General features: G+C 71.4%; 14 protein-coding genes and 1 pseudogene. 4 read left to right on the top strand and 11 right to left on the bottom strand.

Annotation, left to right across the window (positions count from 1 at the left end; all coding sequences use genetic code 11):
* Positions 1-140: 140 nt before the first annotated feature.
* Positions 141-806, bottom strand: a complete 666-nt coding sequence (locus ACYVOM_RS13250) for a LysR family transcriptional regulator substrate-binding protein (RefSeq protein WP_460303614.1) — start codon at positions 804-806, stop codon at positions 141-143.
* 55 nt (positions 807-861) lie between these two features.
* Here ACYVOM_RS13250 and ACYVOM_RS13245 point away from each other — a divergent pair, with 55 nt between their 5' ends.
* Both ACYVOM_RS13245 and ACYVOM_RS13240 read left to right on the top strand, forming a co-directional pair.
* Positions 862-1,245, top strand: a complete 384-nt coding sequence (locus ACYVOM_RS13245) for a DUF5997 family protein (protein WP_460303613.1) — start codon at positions 862-864, stop codon at positions 1,243-1,245.
* A gap of 217 nt (positions 1,246-1,462) precedes the next feature.
* On the top strand, positions 1,463-1,909 hold the full coding sequence (locus ACYVOM_RS13240; RefSeq protein WP_460303612.1) for a zinc-binding dehydrogenase: 447 nt from the start codon (positions 1,463-1,465) through the stop codon (positions 1,907-1,909).
* 239 nt (positions 1,910-2,148) lie between these two features.
* On the opposite strand, the gene ACYVOM_RS13235 is transcribed toward ACYVOM_RS13240, so the two are convergent.
* Both ACYVOM_RS13235 and ACYVOM_RS13230 read right to left on the bottom strand, forming a co-directional pair.
* Positions 2,149-3,738, bottom strand: a complete 1,590-nt coding sequence (locus ACYVOM_RS13235; protein ID WP_460303611.1) for an ABC transporter permease — start codon at positions 3,736-3,738, stop codon at positions 2,149-2,151.
* Positions 3,735-4,835, bottom strand: a complete 1,101-nt coding sequence (locus ACYVOM_RS13230; RefSeq protein WP_460303610.1) for an ABC transporter ATP-binding protein — start codon at positions 4,833-4,835, stop codon at positions 3,735-3,737. Before ACYVOM_RS13230 ends, ACYVOM_RS13235 begins: the two co-directional genes overlap by 4 nt.
* 229 nt (positions 4,836-5,064) lie before the next feature.
* Between ACYVOM_RS13230 and ACYVOM_RS13225 the strand changes: the two genes are divergently transcribed.
* Complete coding sequence (locus ACYVOM_RS13225; RefSeq protein ID WP_460303609.1) at positions 5,065-5,892, top strand: TetR/AcrR family transcriptional regulator; 828 nt, start codon at positions 5,065-5,067, stop codon at positions 5,890-5,892.
* 39 nt (positions 5,893-5,931) lie between these two features.
* On the opposite strand, the gene ACYVOM_RS13220 is transcribed toward ACYVOM_RS13225, so the two are convergent.
* Positions 5,932-6,354 (bottom strand): SDR family NAD(P)-dependent oxidoreductase, encoded by a 423-nt coding sequence (locus tag ACYVOM_RS13220; protein ID WP_460303608.1) that lies wholly within the window; start codon positions 6,352-6,354, stop codon positions 5,932-5,934.
* 74 nt (positions 6,355-6,428) lie between these two features.
* On the opposite strand from ACYVOM_RS13220, the pseudogene ACYVOM_RS13215 reads away from it, so the two are divergent.
* Positions 6,429-6,989 (top strand): annotated as a pseudogene (locus tag ACYVOM_RS13215) (hypothetical protein); the annotation flags it as partial.
* A gap of 272 nt (positions 6,990-7,261) precedes the next feature.
* On the opposite strand, the gene ACYVOM_RS13210 reads toward ACYVOM_RS13215, so the two are convergent.
* The 7 genes from ACYVOM_RS13210 to ACYVOM_RS13180 all read right to left on the bottom strand — a co-directional run bounded on the left by ACYVOM_RS13210 (position 7,262) and on the right by ACYVOM_RS13180 (position 15,685).
* The gene (locus ACYVOM_RS13210) at positions 7,262-9,322 is read right to left on the bottom strand and encodes a bifunctional aldolase/short-chain dehydrogenase (RefSeq protein WP_460303607.1); all 2,061 of its coding nucleotides are present in this window, start codon (positions 9,320-9,322) and stop codon (positions 7,262-7,264) included.
* Between the two features lie 4 nt (positions 9,323-9,326).
* A complete protein-coding gene (gene rhaI, locus ACYVOM_RS13205; RefSeq protein WP_460303606.1) occupies positions 9,327-10,484 on the bottom strand; it encodes an L-rhamnose isomerase in 1,158 nt (385 codons plus the stop codon).
* Between the two features lie 69 nt (positions 10,485-10,553).
* Complete coding sequence (locus ACYVOM_RS13200) at positions 10,554-10,877, bottom strand: L-rhamnose mutarotase (RefSeq protein ID WP_460303605.1); 324 nt, start codon at positions 10,875-10,877, stop codon at positions 10,554-10,556.
* Between the two features lie 70 nt (positions 10,878-10,947).
* Positions 10,948-12,036, bottom strand: a complete 1,089-nt coding sequence (gene rhaS / locus ACYVOM_RS13195) for a rhamnose ABC transporter substrate-binding protein (protein ID WP_460303604.1) — start codon at positions 12,034-12,036, stop codon at positions 10,948-10,950.
* Between the two features lie 85 nt (positions 12,037-12,121).
* Positions 12,122-13,141, bottom strand: a complete 1,020-nt coding sequence (locus ACYVOM_RS13190) for an ABC transporter permease (RefSeq protein ID WP_460303603.1) — start codon at positions 13,139-13,141, stop codon at positions 12,122-12,124.
* Positions 13,131-14,177, bottom strand: a complete 1,047-nt coding sequence (locus ACYVOM_RS13185; protein WP_460303602.1) for an ABC transporter permease — start codon at positions 14,175-14,177, stop codon at positions 13,131-13,133. The genes ACYVOM_RS13190 and ACYVOM_RS13185 overlap by 11 nt, the downstream gene beginning before the upstream one ends.
* Positions 14,174-15,685, bottom strand: a complete 1,512-nt coding sequence (locus ACYVOM_RS13180; RefSeq protein ID WP_460303601.1) for a sugar ABC transporter ATP-binding protein — start codon at positions 15,683-15,685, stop codon at positions 14,174-14,176. Before ACYVOM_RS13180 ends, ACYVOM_RS13185 begins: the two co-directional genes overlap by 4 nt.
* Positions 15,686-15,811 lie beyond the last annotated feature (126 nt).

Genomic DNA, 15,811 nt, shown 5'->3' with positions numbered 1-15,811 from the left:
GACAGACAAAGAGGACAATTCGACCATCGGGTCACTCGGCACGAGGGCCGGTGCGCCTGGGTCCCTCCCGGTGTCACCCACCGGGGCGCCGCCGCTCCGCCGCCCGACACGCCCGTCGTACGACGGGGCGGGCGCGCGGTTCAGCGGCGGCGCTTCCTGGGGGTCGGGCGTTTCTGCGGGGCCCGGTTGGAAGCGGGCTGCTGGGGGGCGCGGCCCCGGGAGCTGTTGGGGGTGCGGCCGCGGACGATGCCGATGAGCTCCTCGACGAGGTCGGTCGTCGCGTTCTCTGGCCAGGCCAGGGCGACCTGGGACTGGGGGGCGTCCGTCACGGGGCGGTAGGTGAGGTCCTTGCGGTGGTGCAGGCGGGCCAGGGACTGCGGGAGCAGGAGCACACCGGCGTCCGAGGCGACCAGTTCGAGCGCCTCCTCGGTGCTCTCGGGGCGGGTGAAGGCGGGCTGTCCGGGGCGGGCGGGCCATTCCAGGACGTCGTCGAGCGGCGCGAACACGTCCTCGTCGGCGAGATCGGCGACCTCGAGCTCGTCGAACGCCGCCACCGCGTGCTCCTTCGGCACCATGACGACGGTCGTCTCCACATACAGCGGGATCACGTGCAGGGCCGCGCGGTCGACGGGCAGGCGCAGGAACGCCGCCTCCGCGCCGCCGTCCCGCAGGAGGGGGACGATCTCGGCGGCAGGCGTCTGGATCAGGCGCAGCGGCACACCTCGCACTCGCTCGGCCCAGACACCCGCCCACTTCGCGGGCGTCACCCCCGGCGCGTAGGCCAGCCGGAAACCACCCTCTGTCACCGTCTCAGCCTAGCGGCGTCCCGAAGGCCCTCCGGCACTGGCTACCCTTGACCTCATGAGCACGTCGAAGGCGAAGACCCCGCAGACCATGAAGCCCGCGACCGCGGCGAAGAAACTGGGGATCCTGCTTTCGGCAGCGCCCTCCGAGTTCCAGGAGGGCCCCGTCTCCCGGGACGAGCTGAACGCGCTCCAGGCCGACCCGCCCGCCTGGCTCACCGACCTCCGTCGCGAAGGCCCTCACCCCAAGCAGGTCATCGCCGCCAAACTCCACATCTCCATCTCGGGCCTGGCCCGCGGCGGCATCACCGGCCCCCTCACCACCGCCGAGATCGAGACCCTGAAGACGGAAAAGCCCGAGTGGCTGGAGCGCGAGCAGACCGTCCAGACCGAGGTGCGCAACGAGGCAGCCCGCCTCAAGAAGCAGCAGCCCAAGGCCTGACCTCTCCTCCACCGAGGCGGGGTCGGCTTGGCAGGTGCGGCAGCGCGCGCCTCGATGCCGCCGTGCACCGGCCCTCGCTCCCGCTTCGCCGATGAGGTGGCCTCCCGCTCTCTCCGGAGTCCCTCTCCCCTGCCGACACGGCCCCGGGCCCCGCGCCCGGGAACCGGACCGGGCTGCGCGGCTCCTTGGTGTGTCGTGCGGCGTGTGGGGTCAGGCGGTGCGGCTGGCCGTCCGGGCCGACGCGTCGGTGACGGCCACCGCGAGCCCGCGCAGCGCGGACCGGGTCCGCGGGTACGGGGCGGAGACGGTCGTCCACCACACGGTGCGTCCCGTGCCGGAGGCCGCGCGGGGGCCGCTCGACGTGGTGGTGAACCTCGTGCCGAACACGCCTGAGGAGGCCGCCCCGCTCGCCGCGCTGACCGCCGACGGGGGCGCCTTCGTCAGCGCGACCACGCCCCCGGCGCAGGAGCCCGGCCGCGGCGTGCGCGTCGTGCGGATGGCCGTGCGCGGCGACGCCGCCCAACTCGCGGGGCTGCTCGCGAAGGTGGCCGCCGGCGAGGTGTCCGTCCACGTTGCCTCCGTGCGCGCCCTGGCCGACCTGGCCACGGTCCACACCCGGTTCGAGCAGGGTGTCCTGCCCGGCAAGACCGTCATCGTCGCCTGACGAGCGCGGCGGCACGCGTCCTGCGCCGCGTCTCGACGCAGTTCCCCGGGGGGCACGGAAGTCCGTGCCCCCCGTCGTGCGTGTGGCGCGGCCGAAGACTGCGAACGCCAATCCCACCCGCGTCGACGGCTCCGGCGGGGAACGCCGGACATCGGGAGAGCCGGGCGCGGCCGGACCTGTGGAGCCGGCGGACGACGCGGCGGGGTGGACGCCTCCGGCCCCGGTGCGGGGCCGGAGGGTCAGATCACGTCGCGGCGGCCGAAGCCGAGGAAGCCGACTGCGGTGAGGACGGCGGCGAGCGCGGTGACCACGGCGAGGCCGGTCCAGCTCGCGTCCGCGGCGGTGATGTCGGGGACGTGGTGCAGGGGGCTGATGGCGAGGATCTCGTCCCACAGGTTGAACAGGGGGCCGAGCAGGGTGAGGGCGAAGGTGGCGACGATGCCCAGCCAGCTGACGAGGCGCACGGCCGGCTTGGCTCCGACGACGGCCAGCGACAGCGCCACCAGCACCCAGACCGCCGGGATCGTGGCGGTGGCCTGGCCCAGCACGTCGCCGACGGCGATCGCGGGTTCCGTGCCGTGGACGACGAAGGCGAGCACGGTCCCCGCCACCAGCAGGGCGAGCGCGGGCGCGAGGAAGGCGAGGACCGCGTTGCTCGCCAGATATCTCCCTCGCGTGAGGGAGGCGGCGAGCAGCGGCTCGACGCGATAGTCGAGTTCCTCGGCGTAGACGCGGAGGACGATCTGGACGCCGAAGACCGCGGCGATGATCGCGATGATCTGGAGGATCTGGACGATGAAGGCGAACAGCAGGGCCTGCGGCCCGGCCCCGGCCGAGGCGGCGAGGAACGCGGGCACGTTCGAGCCGGAGAAGATGTCGCCGACGGCTCCGCCGAGGCTGCCCATCACGACGCCCAGCCCGGCGAAGGCGATGAGCCACGAGATGATCGGGCCGCGGTTGAGCCGCAGGGCCAGGCCCCACACGTTCGCCGAGCGGCCGCCGCGGGCGGGGCCGCGCCGGGGCGCGATCATGCCGAAGCCGAAGTCCCGGCGGCCGTTGAGGACCACCGCGACGGCCATGAGCGCCAGGGCTAGCGCGAGCGCGGGCAGCAGCGGCCGGAAGTCGTTGCCCGCGGCGGGCTTGACCTGGCCGAGCCAGCCGAGCGGGGTCAGCCAGGAGGTCCAGTCGGCCGCCTGGGCGGCGTCGATGTACCCACGGGCGATGAACGCCGTGCCCAGGACGGCGACGGCGATGGTGTTGGCCGTGCGGGCGTCGGATCCGATCTGCGCGGCGACTGCCGCGACCCCGGTGAACATCAGTCCGGAGGCGACGAAGGTCGCCGACAGGGCGAGGGTGTCGGCGAGGCCGCCGCCGACGGCCACGGTGACCACCCACGACAGGACGCCCAGCGCGAGGGAGGCGAGTGAGCCGAGCGCGACGGCGGTGGCCAGCCGTGCTTGGCGGCCCATGACGCCGGAGGCGAGGAGTTCGGCCTGCCCGGAGTCCTCGTCGGCGCGGCTGTTGCGCACGACGGTGAAGATGGCCATGAGGGCGGCGAAGAAACCGCCCAGTGCTCCGGCGCGCCAGGCGTTGAACCCGTCGGCGGTCGCGAGGTCGCGGGCCGGGCCGAACAGGAGGCTGAGGGCGGGGTTCGTGCCGAGGGTCGCGGCGAGCCGCTGCCGGTCCGCGGCGTCGGGGAACACCAGGCCGTAGGCGATGATCGACGAAGCCGACAGGGCGGTGATGAGCACGATCCAAGGGGCGATGGCGCGGCGGTCCTGGCGGAGAACGACCTTCAGCAGAGGGCGCACGCCTGCGACGGCGCTCACGCCCGACCGCCTTCGGTCTCGACCGATCCGTTCCCCACGGATCCGGTCCCCGCAGATCCGGTCCCCGCAGATCCGGCCTCGCCGGATCGGGCTGCGCCGGATCCGGTCTTGGCGGAGTCGGTCTCTGCGGAGTCGGTCTCTGCGGAGTCGGTCTCTGCGGAGTCGGTCTCTAGGGAGTAGTGGCGCAGGAAGAGGTCTTCCAGGGAGGGGGGAGCGACGGTCAGCGCGCTCATCCGGTGGCGGCTCAGCTCGGCCATCGCGGCGTTGATCTGGGCGGGGTCGACGCTGCCGGTGAAGCGGGAGCCGTCCAGGCGGGCGTCGGCGATGAAGCGCAGCTCGTCCAGGCTCGCGGGAGGTTCGGCGAGGGTGGCGTGGATGGTGGTGCGGGTGTGGCGGCGCAACTGGTCGAGGGTGCCGGTCTCGACGACCTTTCCGGCGCGGATGATGCTGATGCGGTCGGCGAGGGCTTCGGCCTCGGAGAGGATGTGGCTCGACAGCAGAACGCTGCGGCCCCGGTCCTTCTCGCGCGCGATCTCCTCCTGGAACACCGCCTCCATCAGCGGGTCGAGGCCGGAGGTCGGCTCGTCGAGGATGAGCAGGTCCACGTCGGAGGCGAGGGCGGCGACGAGGGCGACCTTCTGCCGGTTGCCCTTGGAGTACTGGCGGCCCCGCTTGGTCGGGTCGAGCTCGAACCGCTCGATCAGCTCCCGGCGTCGGGTCTCGTCCAGGCCGCCGCGCAGGTTGCCGAGCAGGTCGATGGCCTCGCCGCCGGTCATGCCCGGCCATAGCGACACGTCCCCGGGCACGTAGGCCAGACGGCGGTGCAGCGCCACGACGTCCTTCCACGGGTCGCCGCCGAGCACCTCGACCCGGCCGGCGTTCGCGCGCAGCAGGCCGAGCAGGACCCGGATCGTGGTCGACTTCCCGGCCCCGTTCGGCCCGAGGAACCCGTGCACCTCGCCGCGGGCGACGCTCAGGTTCAGCCCGTCCAGCGCGCGGAAGTCGCCGAACGACTTCACCAGCCCTTCCACGTGGATCACCGATTCACCGGCGTGCCGTCCCCGCCCGACCCCGGGCTCCGCGGCTGTCGTACTCATGAGTGTTCCCTTCGAGGGGTGAGGGTGGCGGCTTCCCGCCGCTGCGCTCGAACCACACACAGCCTTGACTCATTTATACATGTTAGCTTGAGTCGTGCTTCACCAGCCAGGGCCTTCGGGCCCGAGGACGGCCGGTGCGGGACACCGGTCCGCCGGAGCCGACGGACCCGGGCCTTCGGGGAGTCCGCGCGGCGAGCGCTCCGGCGTGGGAAGGGACAATGGTCGGATCATGAGGAGGAGTGAAGTGCCGCAGGCCGGCGCCGGGGTGCCGCAAGAGGTGGTGGACGCCGCGGTGCGTGCCGCCCGGAAGCTGGGCAAGGACGTCGCCGACGTGCCCACCCGCGTCATCGCCCAGGAGGCGGGGATCTCGCGCAGCACCCTGCTGCGCCGCATAGGCGGGTCGCGCCAGGCCCTGGACGAGGCGGTGCGCGCCTCAGGGGTGGACCCCGGAGGGCAGCGGCCCGTGCGTGAGCGCGCGGTCAAGGCCGGAGCGCACCTGATCAGCGAGTCCGGGCTGGCGAGCCTGACCCTGGAGGCCGTCGCGGCGGCGGCCCAGTGCTCGGTGCACAGCCTGTACGCGGTGTTCGGCGGGCGCGACGAACTGCTCCAGGCGATCTTCGAGCGGTACAGCCCCATCCTGGACGCCGAGGAGCTCTTGCGCGGCCCTCGCGAGGACCTGCCCGAGACCGTCCGCCGCGTCTACCGGATGCTCGCCGGGGCGCTGGACCGCGAGCCGCGCGTCATCCCCGCCATGTTCGCCGAGGCCTTCGCCCATCCCGGCGCGCCCAGCGTGCACGCCCTGGCCCGGAACTTCGCCCCGCGTATGCTCGCGGCCATCGGCGGATGGCTCGCCGATGAGGTCGCCGCCGGGCGGCTGCGCCCGATGCCGATCCCCGTGCTCGCCCAGCAGCTGATGGGGCCCGTGCTGATGCACTTCCTCACCCGGCCCATGCTCGCCGACCTCCCCGGCATAGAGCTCCCCGACACCGCCGAGGTGTGCGAGGACTTCGCCGCGGCGTTCCTGCGTGCCGCCGCCGTGTCCCCCGAAAGCGACTGATGCCCCGCCGGCGACGGCGGGGCATCAGCGAGGCGAAGGTCAGCCCTGCGGGGCTCGGGCTGCCCGCAGGGTGTCGAGCATGCCCTGGGCGCGTTCGTTGCCCAGGTACGGGGCGCTGGAGAACCATCCACCGTCGACGACGATGTCGGTGCCGGTGATGCAGGAGGATTCGTCGCCGGCCAGGAACAGGACGGTGGAGGCGATCTCCTCGGCCCTGCCGGTGCGCCGCAGCAGCACGGTGTTGGCCATGGCCCGCTGCGTCATCTCCTTGACCTGCGGGTTCGCCTTCATCGCGGCGGTCATGTCGGTGTCGATGAAGCCCGGCTGGATGACGTTGCTGCGGATGCCCCAGCCCGCCAGCGTGGAGGCCGCCGACCCGGACAGGCCTCCCAGCGCCCACTTGGAGGAGGAGTAGGCGGCGGAGAAGGCTCCGGTGATCCCGGCGACCGATCCGATGTTCACGATGGAGCCGCCGCCGGACTCCCGCATGAGCGGCGCGCAGGTCTGGATGCCGCGCGCACCGCCTCGTCCAGTGCATGGCGGGTGCCGCCCAGCCGGCGCCGCAGCGTGCTGCGGGAGATCCCCGCCTGCCGGGCGATCTCCAGCGTGCCGTTCCTCCGCGGCACGCCGGGCGTTCGGGAACCTGGTGCGGACCGGGTGGTGCGCTGCTCTTCCGAGCGGTGTGGGCGCTGATCTTCGCCACGGTGATCGGCTACCCGGCCTCCGCCCGTGCGGGACGTCGCGGTCGCCTGAGCCCGCTTCGGCGGAAGCGCAGCAACTTATCCCGTTCTCATGGCGTCTACCGCAGTTCGAGGGGGGCTCCGGCGGACGGTCGGCGGCCGCGACGGGCTCCGCGAGGGGAGAGGGCGATGCCGCGTGCACGGGCCGTGCGCGCCCGCGCCATCGGCGTCCGGAAGATCGTCAAGGACGTTTCCGAACTCGCCGAGGACGAACTCGACGTCATCATCGGCTTCGCCGGATTCGGCACCACCACCGCGGGCGCCATCGACGCCGTCCGGCGCAAGGGCCGCGTCGTCCAGGTCGGCCTGGCCCGGGAGAAGGCGACGATCTCGGTGCAGAACCTCGTGCTCAAGGAGGTCGAACTCCGTCCGCACGGCGCCCGGACGCGGTCACGGCTCCCCGGAGGCTCAGGCGGCGCGGTCGGACGAGTCGTGCCGAAGGGGTCCGTGTGGCCGGCTCCTGGCCGACGCTCAGACGCTCAGGGGGCCGGGCGGCGCGGCGATGCTCCCGCGGACTCACCGATGACGGTGACGTCCGGCGGCGTCGGCCCGCGGCCGGAGCAGGACGGGTGGAACGCCGACGTCCACCGATCGGGCGAGATCGGTGGACGTCGGTGGAGCGGGTGCGGTCAGCGCAGGAAGGCCGCCGCGACGCCGGCGTCCACGGGGATGTGGAGGCCGGTGGTGTGGGTCAGGTCGCCGCCGGTGAGGGCGAAGACCGCGTTGGCGACGTGCTCGGGGAGCACTTCGCGCTTGAGGAGGGTGCGCTGGGCGTAGTACTCGCCGAGCTTCTCCTCTTCGACGCCGTAGACGGCGGCGCGCTTGGCGCCCCAGCCTCCGGCGAAGATGCCCGAGCCGCGCACGACGCCGTCGGGGTTGATGCCGTTGACGCGCACGCCGTGCTCGCCGAGTTCGGCGGCCAGCAGGCGGACCTGGTGGGCCTGGTCGGCCTTGGTGGCGCTGTAGGCGATGTTGTTCGGGCCCGCGAAGATCGAGTTCTTGGAGGAGATGTAGACGATGTCGCCGCCCATCGCCTGCTCGATCATGATCCGGGCCGACTCGCGGGAGACGAGGAACGAGCCGCGCGCCATGACGTCGTGCTGCAGGTCCCAGTCGGCGACCGTGGTCTCCAGCAGCGGCTTCGACAGCGACAGGCCGGCGTTGTTGACGATGAGGTCGACGCCGCCGAAGGCCAGCACGGCCTTCGCCAGACCGGCCTTGATGTCGTCCTCGCTGGTGACGTCCGCGGCGACCGCGATCGCCACGTCGGAGACGGCGAGCGCGCTCGCGCCCAGCTCCGCCGCGACCTTCTCCGCGGCGGCGAGGTCCCGGTCGGCGACGACGACGCAAGCGCCCTCTTCGACCAGACGACGGGCGGTGGCCGCGCCGATGCCGGAGCCGCCGCCGGTGACGAACGCGACGCGGGTCGCGAGCGGCTTCGGCTTGGGCATCCGCTGGAGCTTGGCCTCCTCCAGGTCCCAGTACTCGATCCGGAACTTCTCGTTCTCGTCGATCGGGGCGTAGGTGGAGACGGACTCGGCGCCGCGCATCACGTTGATGGCGTTGACGTAGAACTCGCCGGCGACGCGCGCGGTCTGCTTGTTCGCGCCGAAGGAGAACATGCCGACGCCGGGCACGAGCACGATCGCCGGGTCGGCGCCGCGCATGGCCGGGGAGCCCTCGACCTTGTTGCGCTCGTAGTAGGCGGCGTAGTCCTCGCGGTACTGCGCGTGCAGTTCCTTGAGGCGGGCCTTGACCTCGTCCAGCGGCGCGGACGGCGCGAGGTCGAGGACCATCGGCGACACCTTGGTGCGCAGGAAGTGGTCCGGGCAGGAGGTGCCGAGCGCGGCGAGCCGCGGGTGCTCGGCGCGCGCGACGAAGTCGAGGACGACGTCGGAATCGGTGAAGTGGCCGACCTGCGGACGGTCGGTGGAGGCCAGGCCCCGGATGAGCGGGAACAGCTCGGCCGCGCGCTCACGCCGCGCGTCCTCCGGCAGGGCCTCGTACCCGGCGATGACCGGGCCGAAGGGCTCGGCCTTGCCGTTCTCGGCGAGGAACGCCTCGGCCGCGGCGATGATCTCCAGCGAGTTGGCCTGGCACTGCGCGGAGGTCTCGCCCCACGCGGTGATGCCGTGGCCGCCCAGGATCACGCCGATCGCCTGCGGGTTCGCCGCCTTGATCGCCGCGATGTCCAGCCCCAACTGGAATCCCGGGCGCCGCCACGGCACCCACGCCACCCGATCCCCGAAGATCCTCCGGGTCAGCTCCTCCCCGTCGGACGCGGTCGCGATCGCGATGCCGCTGTCCGGGTGGAGGTGGTCCACGTGCGCGGCCTCGACGAGGCCGTGCATGGCGGTGTCGATGGACGGGGCCGCGCCGCCCTTGCCGTGCGCGCAGAAGTCGAACGCGGCGACCATCTCGTCCTCGCGCTCGACGCCCGGGTAGACGTCCACCAGCGCGCGCAGCCGGTCGAGACGCAGCACGGCGAGGCCGGACGCCTTCAGGGTGCCCAGGTCGCCGCCGGAGCCCTTGACCCACATGAGGTCGACGGGCTCGCCGGTGACGGGGTCGGTCTCGACGCCCTTGGCGGAGGCGTTCCCGCCCGCGTAGTTGGTGTTGCGCGGGTCGGCGCCGAGCTCGTGACAGCGGTTCAGCAGGTCGTGCACAACGGTGTTCACAGCGTCGCTCATGTGATTAGGCCCCCCAGCCGGCCTGGTTGCCGCCGACACGCTCGGCGGAGATCTTCTCGAGGTATCCGGACGCCTTGTAGGCGGCGATCGGGTCGCCCGCCAGGCCCTTGGACTCGCGCCACTCGGCGAGCAGCGGGCGGACGTCGGTGTTGTAGGCGTCCATGAGGGCGCCGTTCGCGCCCAGCACGTCGCCGGAGTCCTGCGCGGCCTTGAGGGCCGCGGTGTCGATCAGAAGGGCCTTGGCGGTGGCCTCCTGGACGTTCATGACGGACCGGATCTGGCCCTGGACCTTCGGCTCGATGTTGTGGCACTGGTCGAGCATGAAGGCGACTTCGGAGTCGTCGTCGAGGCCGCCCCCGCGGATCACCTCGTGCATGATCCGGAAGAGCTGGAACGGGTCGGCCGCGCCGACCATGAGGTCGTCGTCGGCGTAGAAGCGGGAGTTGAAGTCGAACGCGCCGAGGCGGCCGACGCGCAGCAGCTGCGCGACGATGAACTCGATGTTCGTGCCGGGCGCGTGGTGGCCGGTGTCGACGCAGACGACGGCCTTCGGGCCGAGCGCGAGGCAGTGCAGCAGCGAGGTGCCCCAGTCCGGCACGTCGGTGGTGTAGAACGCGGGCTCGAAGAACTTGTACTCGAGCTGCATGCGCTGGTCGTCGCCGAGCCGGGCGTAGACCTCGGCGAGGGCTTCGGCGAGGCGCTCCTGACGGGCGCGGATGTCGTCCTGGCCCGGGTAGTTGGTGCCGTCGGAGAACCACAGCTTCAGGTCGCGCGAGCCGGTCGCGTCCATGACGTCGACGCATTCCAGCAGGTGGTCGGTGGCCTTGCGGCGGACGCGCGGGTCGGGGTTGGTGACCGAGCCGAGCATGTAGTCGTCGTCCTGGAAGACGTTCGAGTTGATCGTGCCCAGCGTGACGCCCTGGTCCTTGGCGTAGGCGGCGAGGCCGGCGTAGTCGTCGACCTTGTCCCACGGGATGTGCAGCGCGACGGTCGGGGCCGCGCCGGTGAAGGCGTGCACCTGGGCCGCGTCCGCGATCTTCTCGAACGGGTCGCGCGGGACGCCCGCCTGGGCGAACACCTTGAAGCGGGTGCCGGAGTTGCCGTAGGCCCACGAAGGCGTCTCGATGGCCAGGCGGTCCAGCCCGGCGCTGATGTCAGTCATTTTCCATCCCCGAAAATCACAGGTGCTGCGGTTGGTCGTGCGCGTCGGAAAGCTCTGTCGCAAAGGGGCTCAGGCGAGGTGGAAGACCTCGGTGAGCGGCACCATCCCGGAGTCGGGGGCGGCGCCGTCGAGGTCCTCGAAGAACTCGGCCATCTCGGTCTGCCAGCGGGCGTTGACCTCGGTGGCGTCCATGCCTGCGCGGGCGGCGTCGAAGTCGTCGGTCTCCAGGTAGCCGACGAGCAGGCCGTCGTCCTCGCGCAGGAAGAGGGAGTAGTTGTGCCAGCCGGTCGCGCTGAGCGCGGCCTGCATGTCGGGCCAGACGGCCGCGTGCCGCTCCTTGTACTCCGCCATCCTGTCCTTGCGGACCTTGAGCAGGAAGCAGACGCGTTGCATGTCGGGCCTTTCGGTATCGCCGGGTCGGTCAACAGGGGGCGGGCCCTCCCGGAGGAGGGCCCGCGGACGACTAGAAGTCGAAGTCGTCGATGTTGCTCTTGTCGAACGTGAACGGGTCGCCGAGGATGATCTCCCCGTTGGCGCCGATCGTGCGCTCGCCGAGCTTGCCGGCCTTCAGGACCTCGCCCTCGGCGCCGGTGATCTGGCCGGAGGCCAGGGCAGCGGCGGCGTAGGACGCGAGGTAGCCCAGGTCGTTCGGGTTCCAGAGGGCGAAGGACTCGACGGTGCCGTCCTTGACGTACTTGCGCATCTGGTTCGGGGTGCCGAGGCCGGTCAGCACGACCTTGCCCTTGTACTGCGAGGAGGAGATGTAGCGGGCCGCGGCGGCGATGCCGACGGTGGTCGGCGAGATGATGCCCTTCAGGTTCGGGTAGGCCTGGAGGAGGCCCTGCGTCTGCTGGAAGGACTTCTGGTCGTCGTCGTCACCGTAGGCGACCTTGACGAGCTTGATCTTCGCGTACTCGGGCTTCTTGAGCTCGTCCTTCATGAACTCGATCCAGGTGTTCTGGTTCGTGGCGTTCGCCGTCGCCGAAAGGATCGCGATCTCGCCCTCGCCGCCGATCTGCTTCGACAGCAGCTGCACCTGGCTGCGGCCGATGGCCTCGGAGCTCGCCTGGTTGATGAAGATGTCGCGGCAGTCGGCGTTGGTGTCGGAGTCGTAGGCCACGACCTTGACGCCCTTGTCACGCGCGGAGTTCAGCGGGCCGCAGACGGCGTTGGCGTCGTTGGCCGCGATGAGGATCGCGTCGTGGCCCTGCTGGACGAGGGTGTTGACGTAGGAGACCTGGGAGGACGCGGAGGCGTCGGACGGGCCGACCTCCTTGGCCTCGCCCTTGAACTCCTTGGCCGCCTCGATGCCCGCGTGGTCGACGATCGTCTCGTACGGGTTGTTGATCTGCTTGGGCAGGAAGGCGAGCTTCAGGCCGTCCTTCAGCGGGGCGTTGGGGTTCGCGGTGGCGGCGGTGCCGCTGCCGGTGCCCGCGTCGTCCTTCGCCGAGTCCTTCGTCGTGCCGCCGCCACAGGCGACCAGGCTGAGCGCCAGGAAGCCGGCGGTCGCGATCGACAGCGTGGTGCGCACGCCGCGGAGGGGTGTGATCACTTTCAGTGCCTTTCCAAGGGGTGGAAGGGGTGGAGCGGAACCGCTGTGGTTCGCACGGGGATGGTTGGGTTCGGATGCCGCCGGTTCAGGCGGGGGCGGTCGCTTCCTTGGCGGCCCGCCTTCGGGCTCTGCCTTCGCGGTACAGGACCGCGAGGCGGGGCGCGAGGACGGAGATCACCAGCAGGAGGCCGGTGACGATCGCCTGGACCTCGGTCGAGACGTCGTCGAGCATGAGGAGGTTGCGCAGCACGCCGATGAGCAGGACGCCGGCGATGACGCCGCCGAGGGTGCCCTTGCCGCCGTCGAAGTCGACGCCGCCGAGGAGGACCGCGGCGATGACGCTCATCTCCAGGCCCGCCCCGTTGTCGGCGCGGGCGCTGCCGTAGCGCAGGGTGAAGACGATGCCCGCGAAGGCCGCGACGAGGCCGGTGACGACGAAGAGGACCAGCTTGATCCGCTTCACCCGGACTCCGGCGAAGAACGCGGCGTCCTCGGAGTTGCCGATGGCGAACAGGCTGCGGCCGAGGCCTGTGGCGTGCAGCAGCAGCCCGGTGATGATCGCCAGGACGACGAACAGCGCGACCGAGTAAGGGACCGGCGTGCCGGGGACGGTGTCGGTGGCCCACTGCGAGTACGTCTGCGGGAACTCCGAGACGGCCTCGGTGCCGAGGACGACGTAGGCCAGGCCCCGGTAGAGCGTCATCGTGCCGATGGTGACGGCCAGGGAGGGCAGTCCGAGCCTGGTGACGAGCAGCCCGTTGACGAGGCCGCAGACCGCGCCGATGACCAGGACGAACGGGACGATCGCCTCGAACGTCCAGCCCGCGTTCCACAGGTGGCCGGTCAGGGCGCTCGACAGGCCGAGGACGGAGGCGACCGACAGGTCGACCTCGCCGCAGACGACGAGCAGGGTCATCGGCAGCGCGATGAGGGCGATCTCGGCGAGGTCGCTCAGCGCGAACGCGATGTTGTCGGAGTTGCCGAAGCTCTCGTTCGTGCCCATTCCGGCGAGGAAGACCACGATGAGCATGACGCCGACGAGGACGTCCCAGCGGAGGAACGCGCCGAGCGCGGGGAGGCGGCGGGCGGTGAGGTCAGGAGCCATGGCGTGCGGCACTCCTCTTGCGCAGGGTCCGGGCGACGCGCAGCGAGACCAGCCGGTCGGCGCTGATCGCCAGCAGCAGCAGGAGGCCGGTGAGGGCGTCCTGCCAGAACGAGTTGACCTTCAGCACCACCAGGACGCTGCCGATCGTGGTGAGCAGCAGCGCGCCGAGCGCCGCGCCGTAGACCGTGCCGACGCCGCCGACGATGGCGACGCCGCCGACCACGACCGCGCTGACGACGGTGAGTTCCCAGCCCGCGGCGTTGTCGGCGACGACGGTGCCGAAGCGGGACAGCCACAGCACGCCGGCGACGCCGGCGAGGAGGCCGTTCACCACGTAGGCGGTGAGGACGCGCTTGCTGATCGGCACGCCGGCGAGGCGCGCGGCCTCGGGGTTGGAGCCGATCGCGTAGAACTCGCGGCCCGACGGGTAGGCCCGCAGGTAGTAGCCGACGATGAACATGATCGCGACGGCGATGACCGGCAGGTAGGGCACGCCGAGGAGGCCGCCGCTGCCGAGGTCGAGCAGGCCCTGCGGCACGTCGGCCGCGTTGATCTGCTGGCCTTCGGCGATGTAGTAGTCGATGCCCTTGATCACGTACAGCATGCCGAGGGTGACCACGAGGGCCGGGACCCGGCAGAAGCTGACGAGCAGGCCGTTGACCAGCCCGCAGACCGTGCCGAGGACCAGGCCGACGATGATCGCGAAGGCGACCGAGTGCCCGTCGGTGACGAGCTTGCCGGTGACGAACGCGACGAGGCCGACGACGGAGCCGACGGAAAGGTCGATGTTCCGGGTGACGACCACGAGGGTCTGGCCGACCGCGAGGAGCGTCAGGATCGAGGCGTTGAGGAAGATGTCCTCGATGCCCTGGGCCGACAGGAACCTCGGGTTGGCGATCGTCGTCGCCAGCACCAGGATGATCAGGGCGGCGGCGATGGTGAGCTCGCGGGCGCGCAGCGCCTTGTCGAGCAGGCCGTCCTTCTCCTTGATCGGGGCGGGCGGCGTCGGCGCGGGTGCCGTGGTGACGGCGCTCATGCGGCCTCCTTGCCGGGGCGGCCGGTGGCGGCCGACATGATGGACTCCTCGGTCGCCTCGGCGCGCGGGATCTCGGCGGTGACCCGGCCCTCGTGCATGACGAGGACGCGGTCGGCCATGCCGATGACCTCGGGCAGGTCCGAGGAGATCATGAGGACGGCCAGGCCCTGCGCGGCGAGCTCCGACAGGAGCCGGTGCACCTCGGCCTTGGTGCCGACGTCGATGCCGCGGGTCGGCTCGTCGACGATGAGGACGGACGGGTCGGTCGCCAGCCACTTGGCCAGGACGACCTTCTGCTGGTTGCCTCCGGACAGGACGCCGACGTGGTCGGTGGCCTTGCCGTACTTGAGCTGGAGGCGCACCGCCCAGTCCGCGGCGTTGGCGTGCTCGGCCGCGCGGGAGATGAAGGGGCCCTTGCTGAGCGCCTTCAGCCGGGTGAGGCCGAGGTTGCGCTCGATGGACATCTCCATGACCAGGCCCTGCTGGCGACGGTCCTCGGGGACGAGGGCGACGCCGGCGGCCATCGCGGCGGTCGGGCTGGAGTTCTTGAGGGGGGTGCCGGCGACCTCGACGCTCCCGGCATCCCAGCGGTCGATCCCGAAGATCGCGCGGGCGACCTCCGTGCGGCCTGCGCCGACGAGTCCGGCGAGTGCGACGATCTCGCCGCGCCGGACGTCGAAGGAGACGTCGGTGAAGGTGCCCTCGCGGGTGAGTCGGGAGACCTTCAGCGCGACCTCGCCGGGGGCGACCTCCTGCTTGGGGTACAGCTCGTCCAGGTCGCGGCCGACCATGCGGTTGACCAGTTTGTCCTCGTCGAGCTCCTCGATCGGCTCGCTGGCGATCCAGACGCCGTCCCGCAGGGTGGTGACCCGCTGGCAGATCGCGAAGATCTCCTCCAGGCGGTGCGAGATGAACAGGAGGGCGCAGCCCTGGGACTTCAGCGCCTCGACGACGTTGAAGAGCCGGGCCGTCTCCTGGCCGGTGAGGGCCGCCGTCGGCTCGTCCATGATCAGGACCTTGGCGTCCCGCGAGATGGCCTTGGCGATCTCCACGACCTGCTGGTCGGCGATCGACAGGCCCTTGGCGGGGCGGCGCGGGTCGAGCGCGACGCCGAGGCGGCGGAACAGCTCCGCGGCCTTGGCGTGCATGGTCTTGCGGTCGATCCGGCCGAGCGCGAGGCGCGGCTGGCGGCCCATGAAGATGTTCTCCGCGACCGAGAGGTCGGGGAACAGCGTGGGCTCCTGGTAGATCACCGCGACGCCGGCGCGCTGGGCGTCGGCGGGGCTGTTGAAGACGACAGGTTCCCCGTTCAGGAGGATCTTGCCGGTGTCGGGGCGGTGCACGCCCGCGAACGCCTTGACGAGCGTCGACTTGCCCGCGCCGTTCTCTCCGGCCAGCGCGTGGACCTCGCCGGCGTAAAGCTCCAGACGGACGCCCTTGAGCGCGCGCACGGCGCCGAACGACTTGCTCACGTCGACCAGCGCCAGCACGGGTGACTGTTCGCTCACTCGCGGCCTCCTGATCTCATAGCGGGTTCCTTCGTACGAAAATCGTTTTAATCCTGCGTTGATGGATGAAGGTAAGTCTGTGATGCCAGGCACGTCAAGTCCCACGTCACGGCAAATTTACGTACT

This window comes from Actinocorallia aurea, assembly GCF_054783995.1.
Note: the sequence above shows the minus strand (reverse complement) of the source record. Positions and strands in the feature narration are given on the sequence as shown.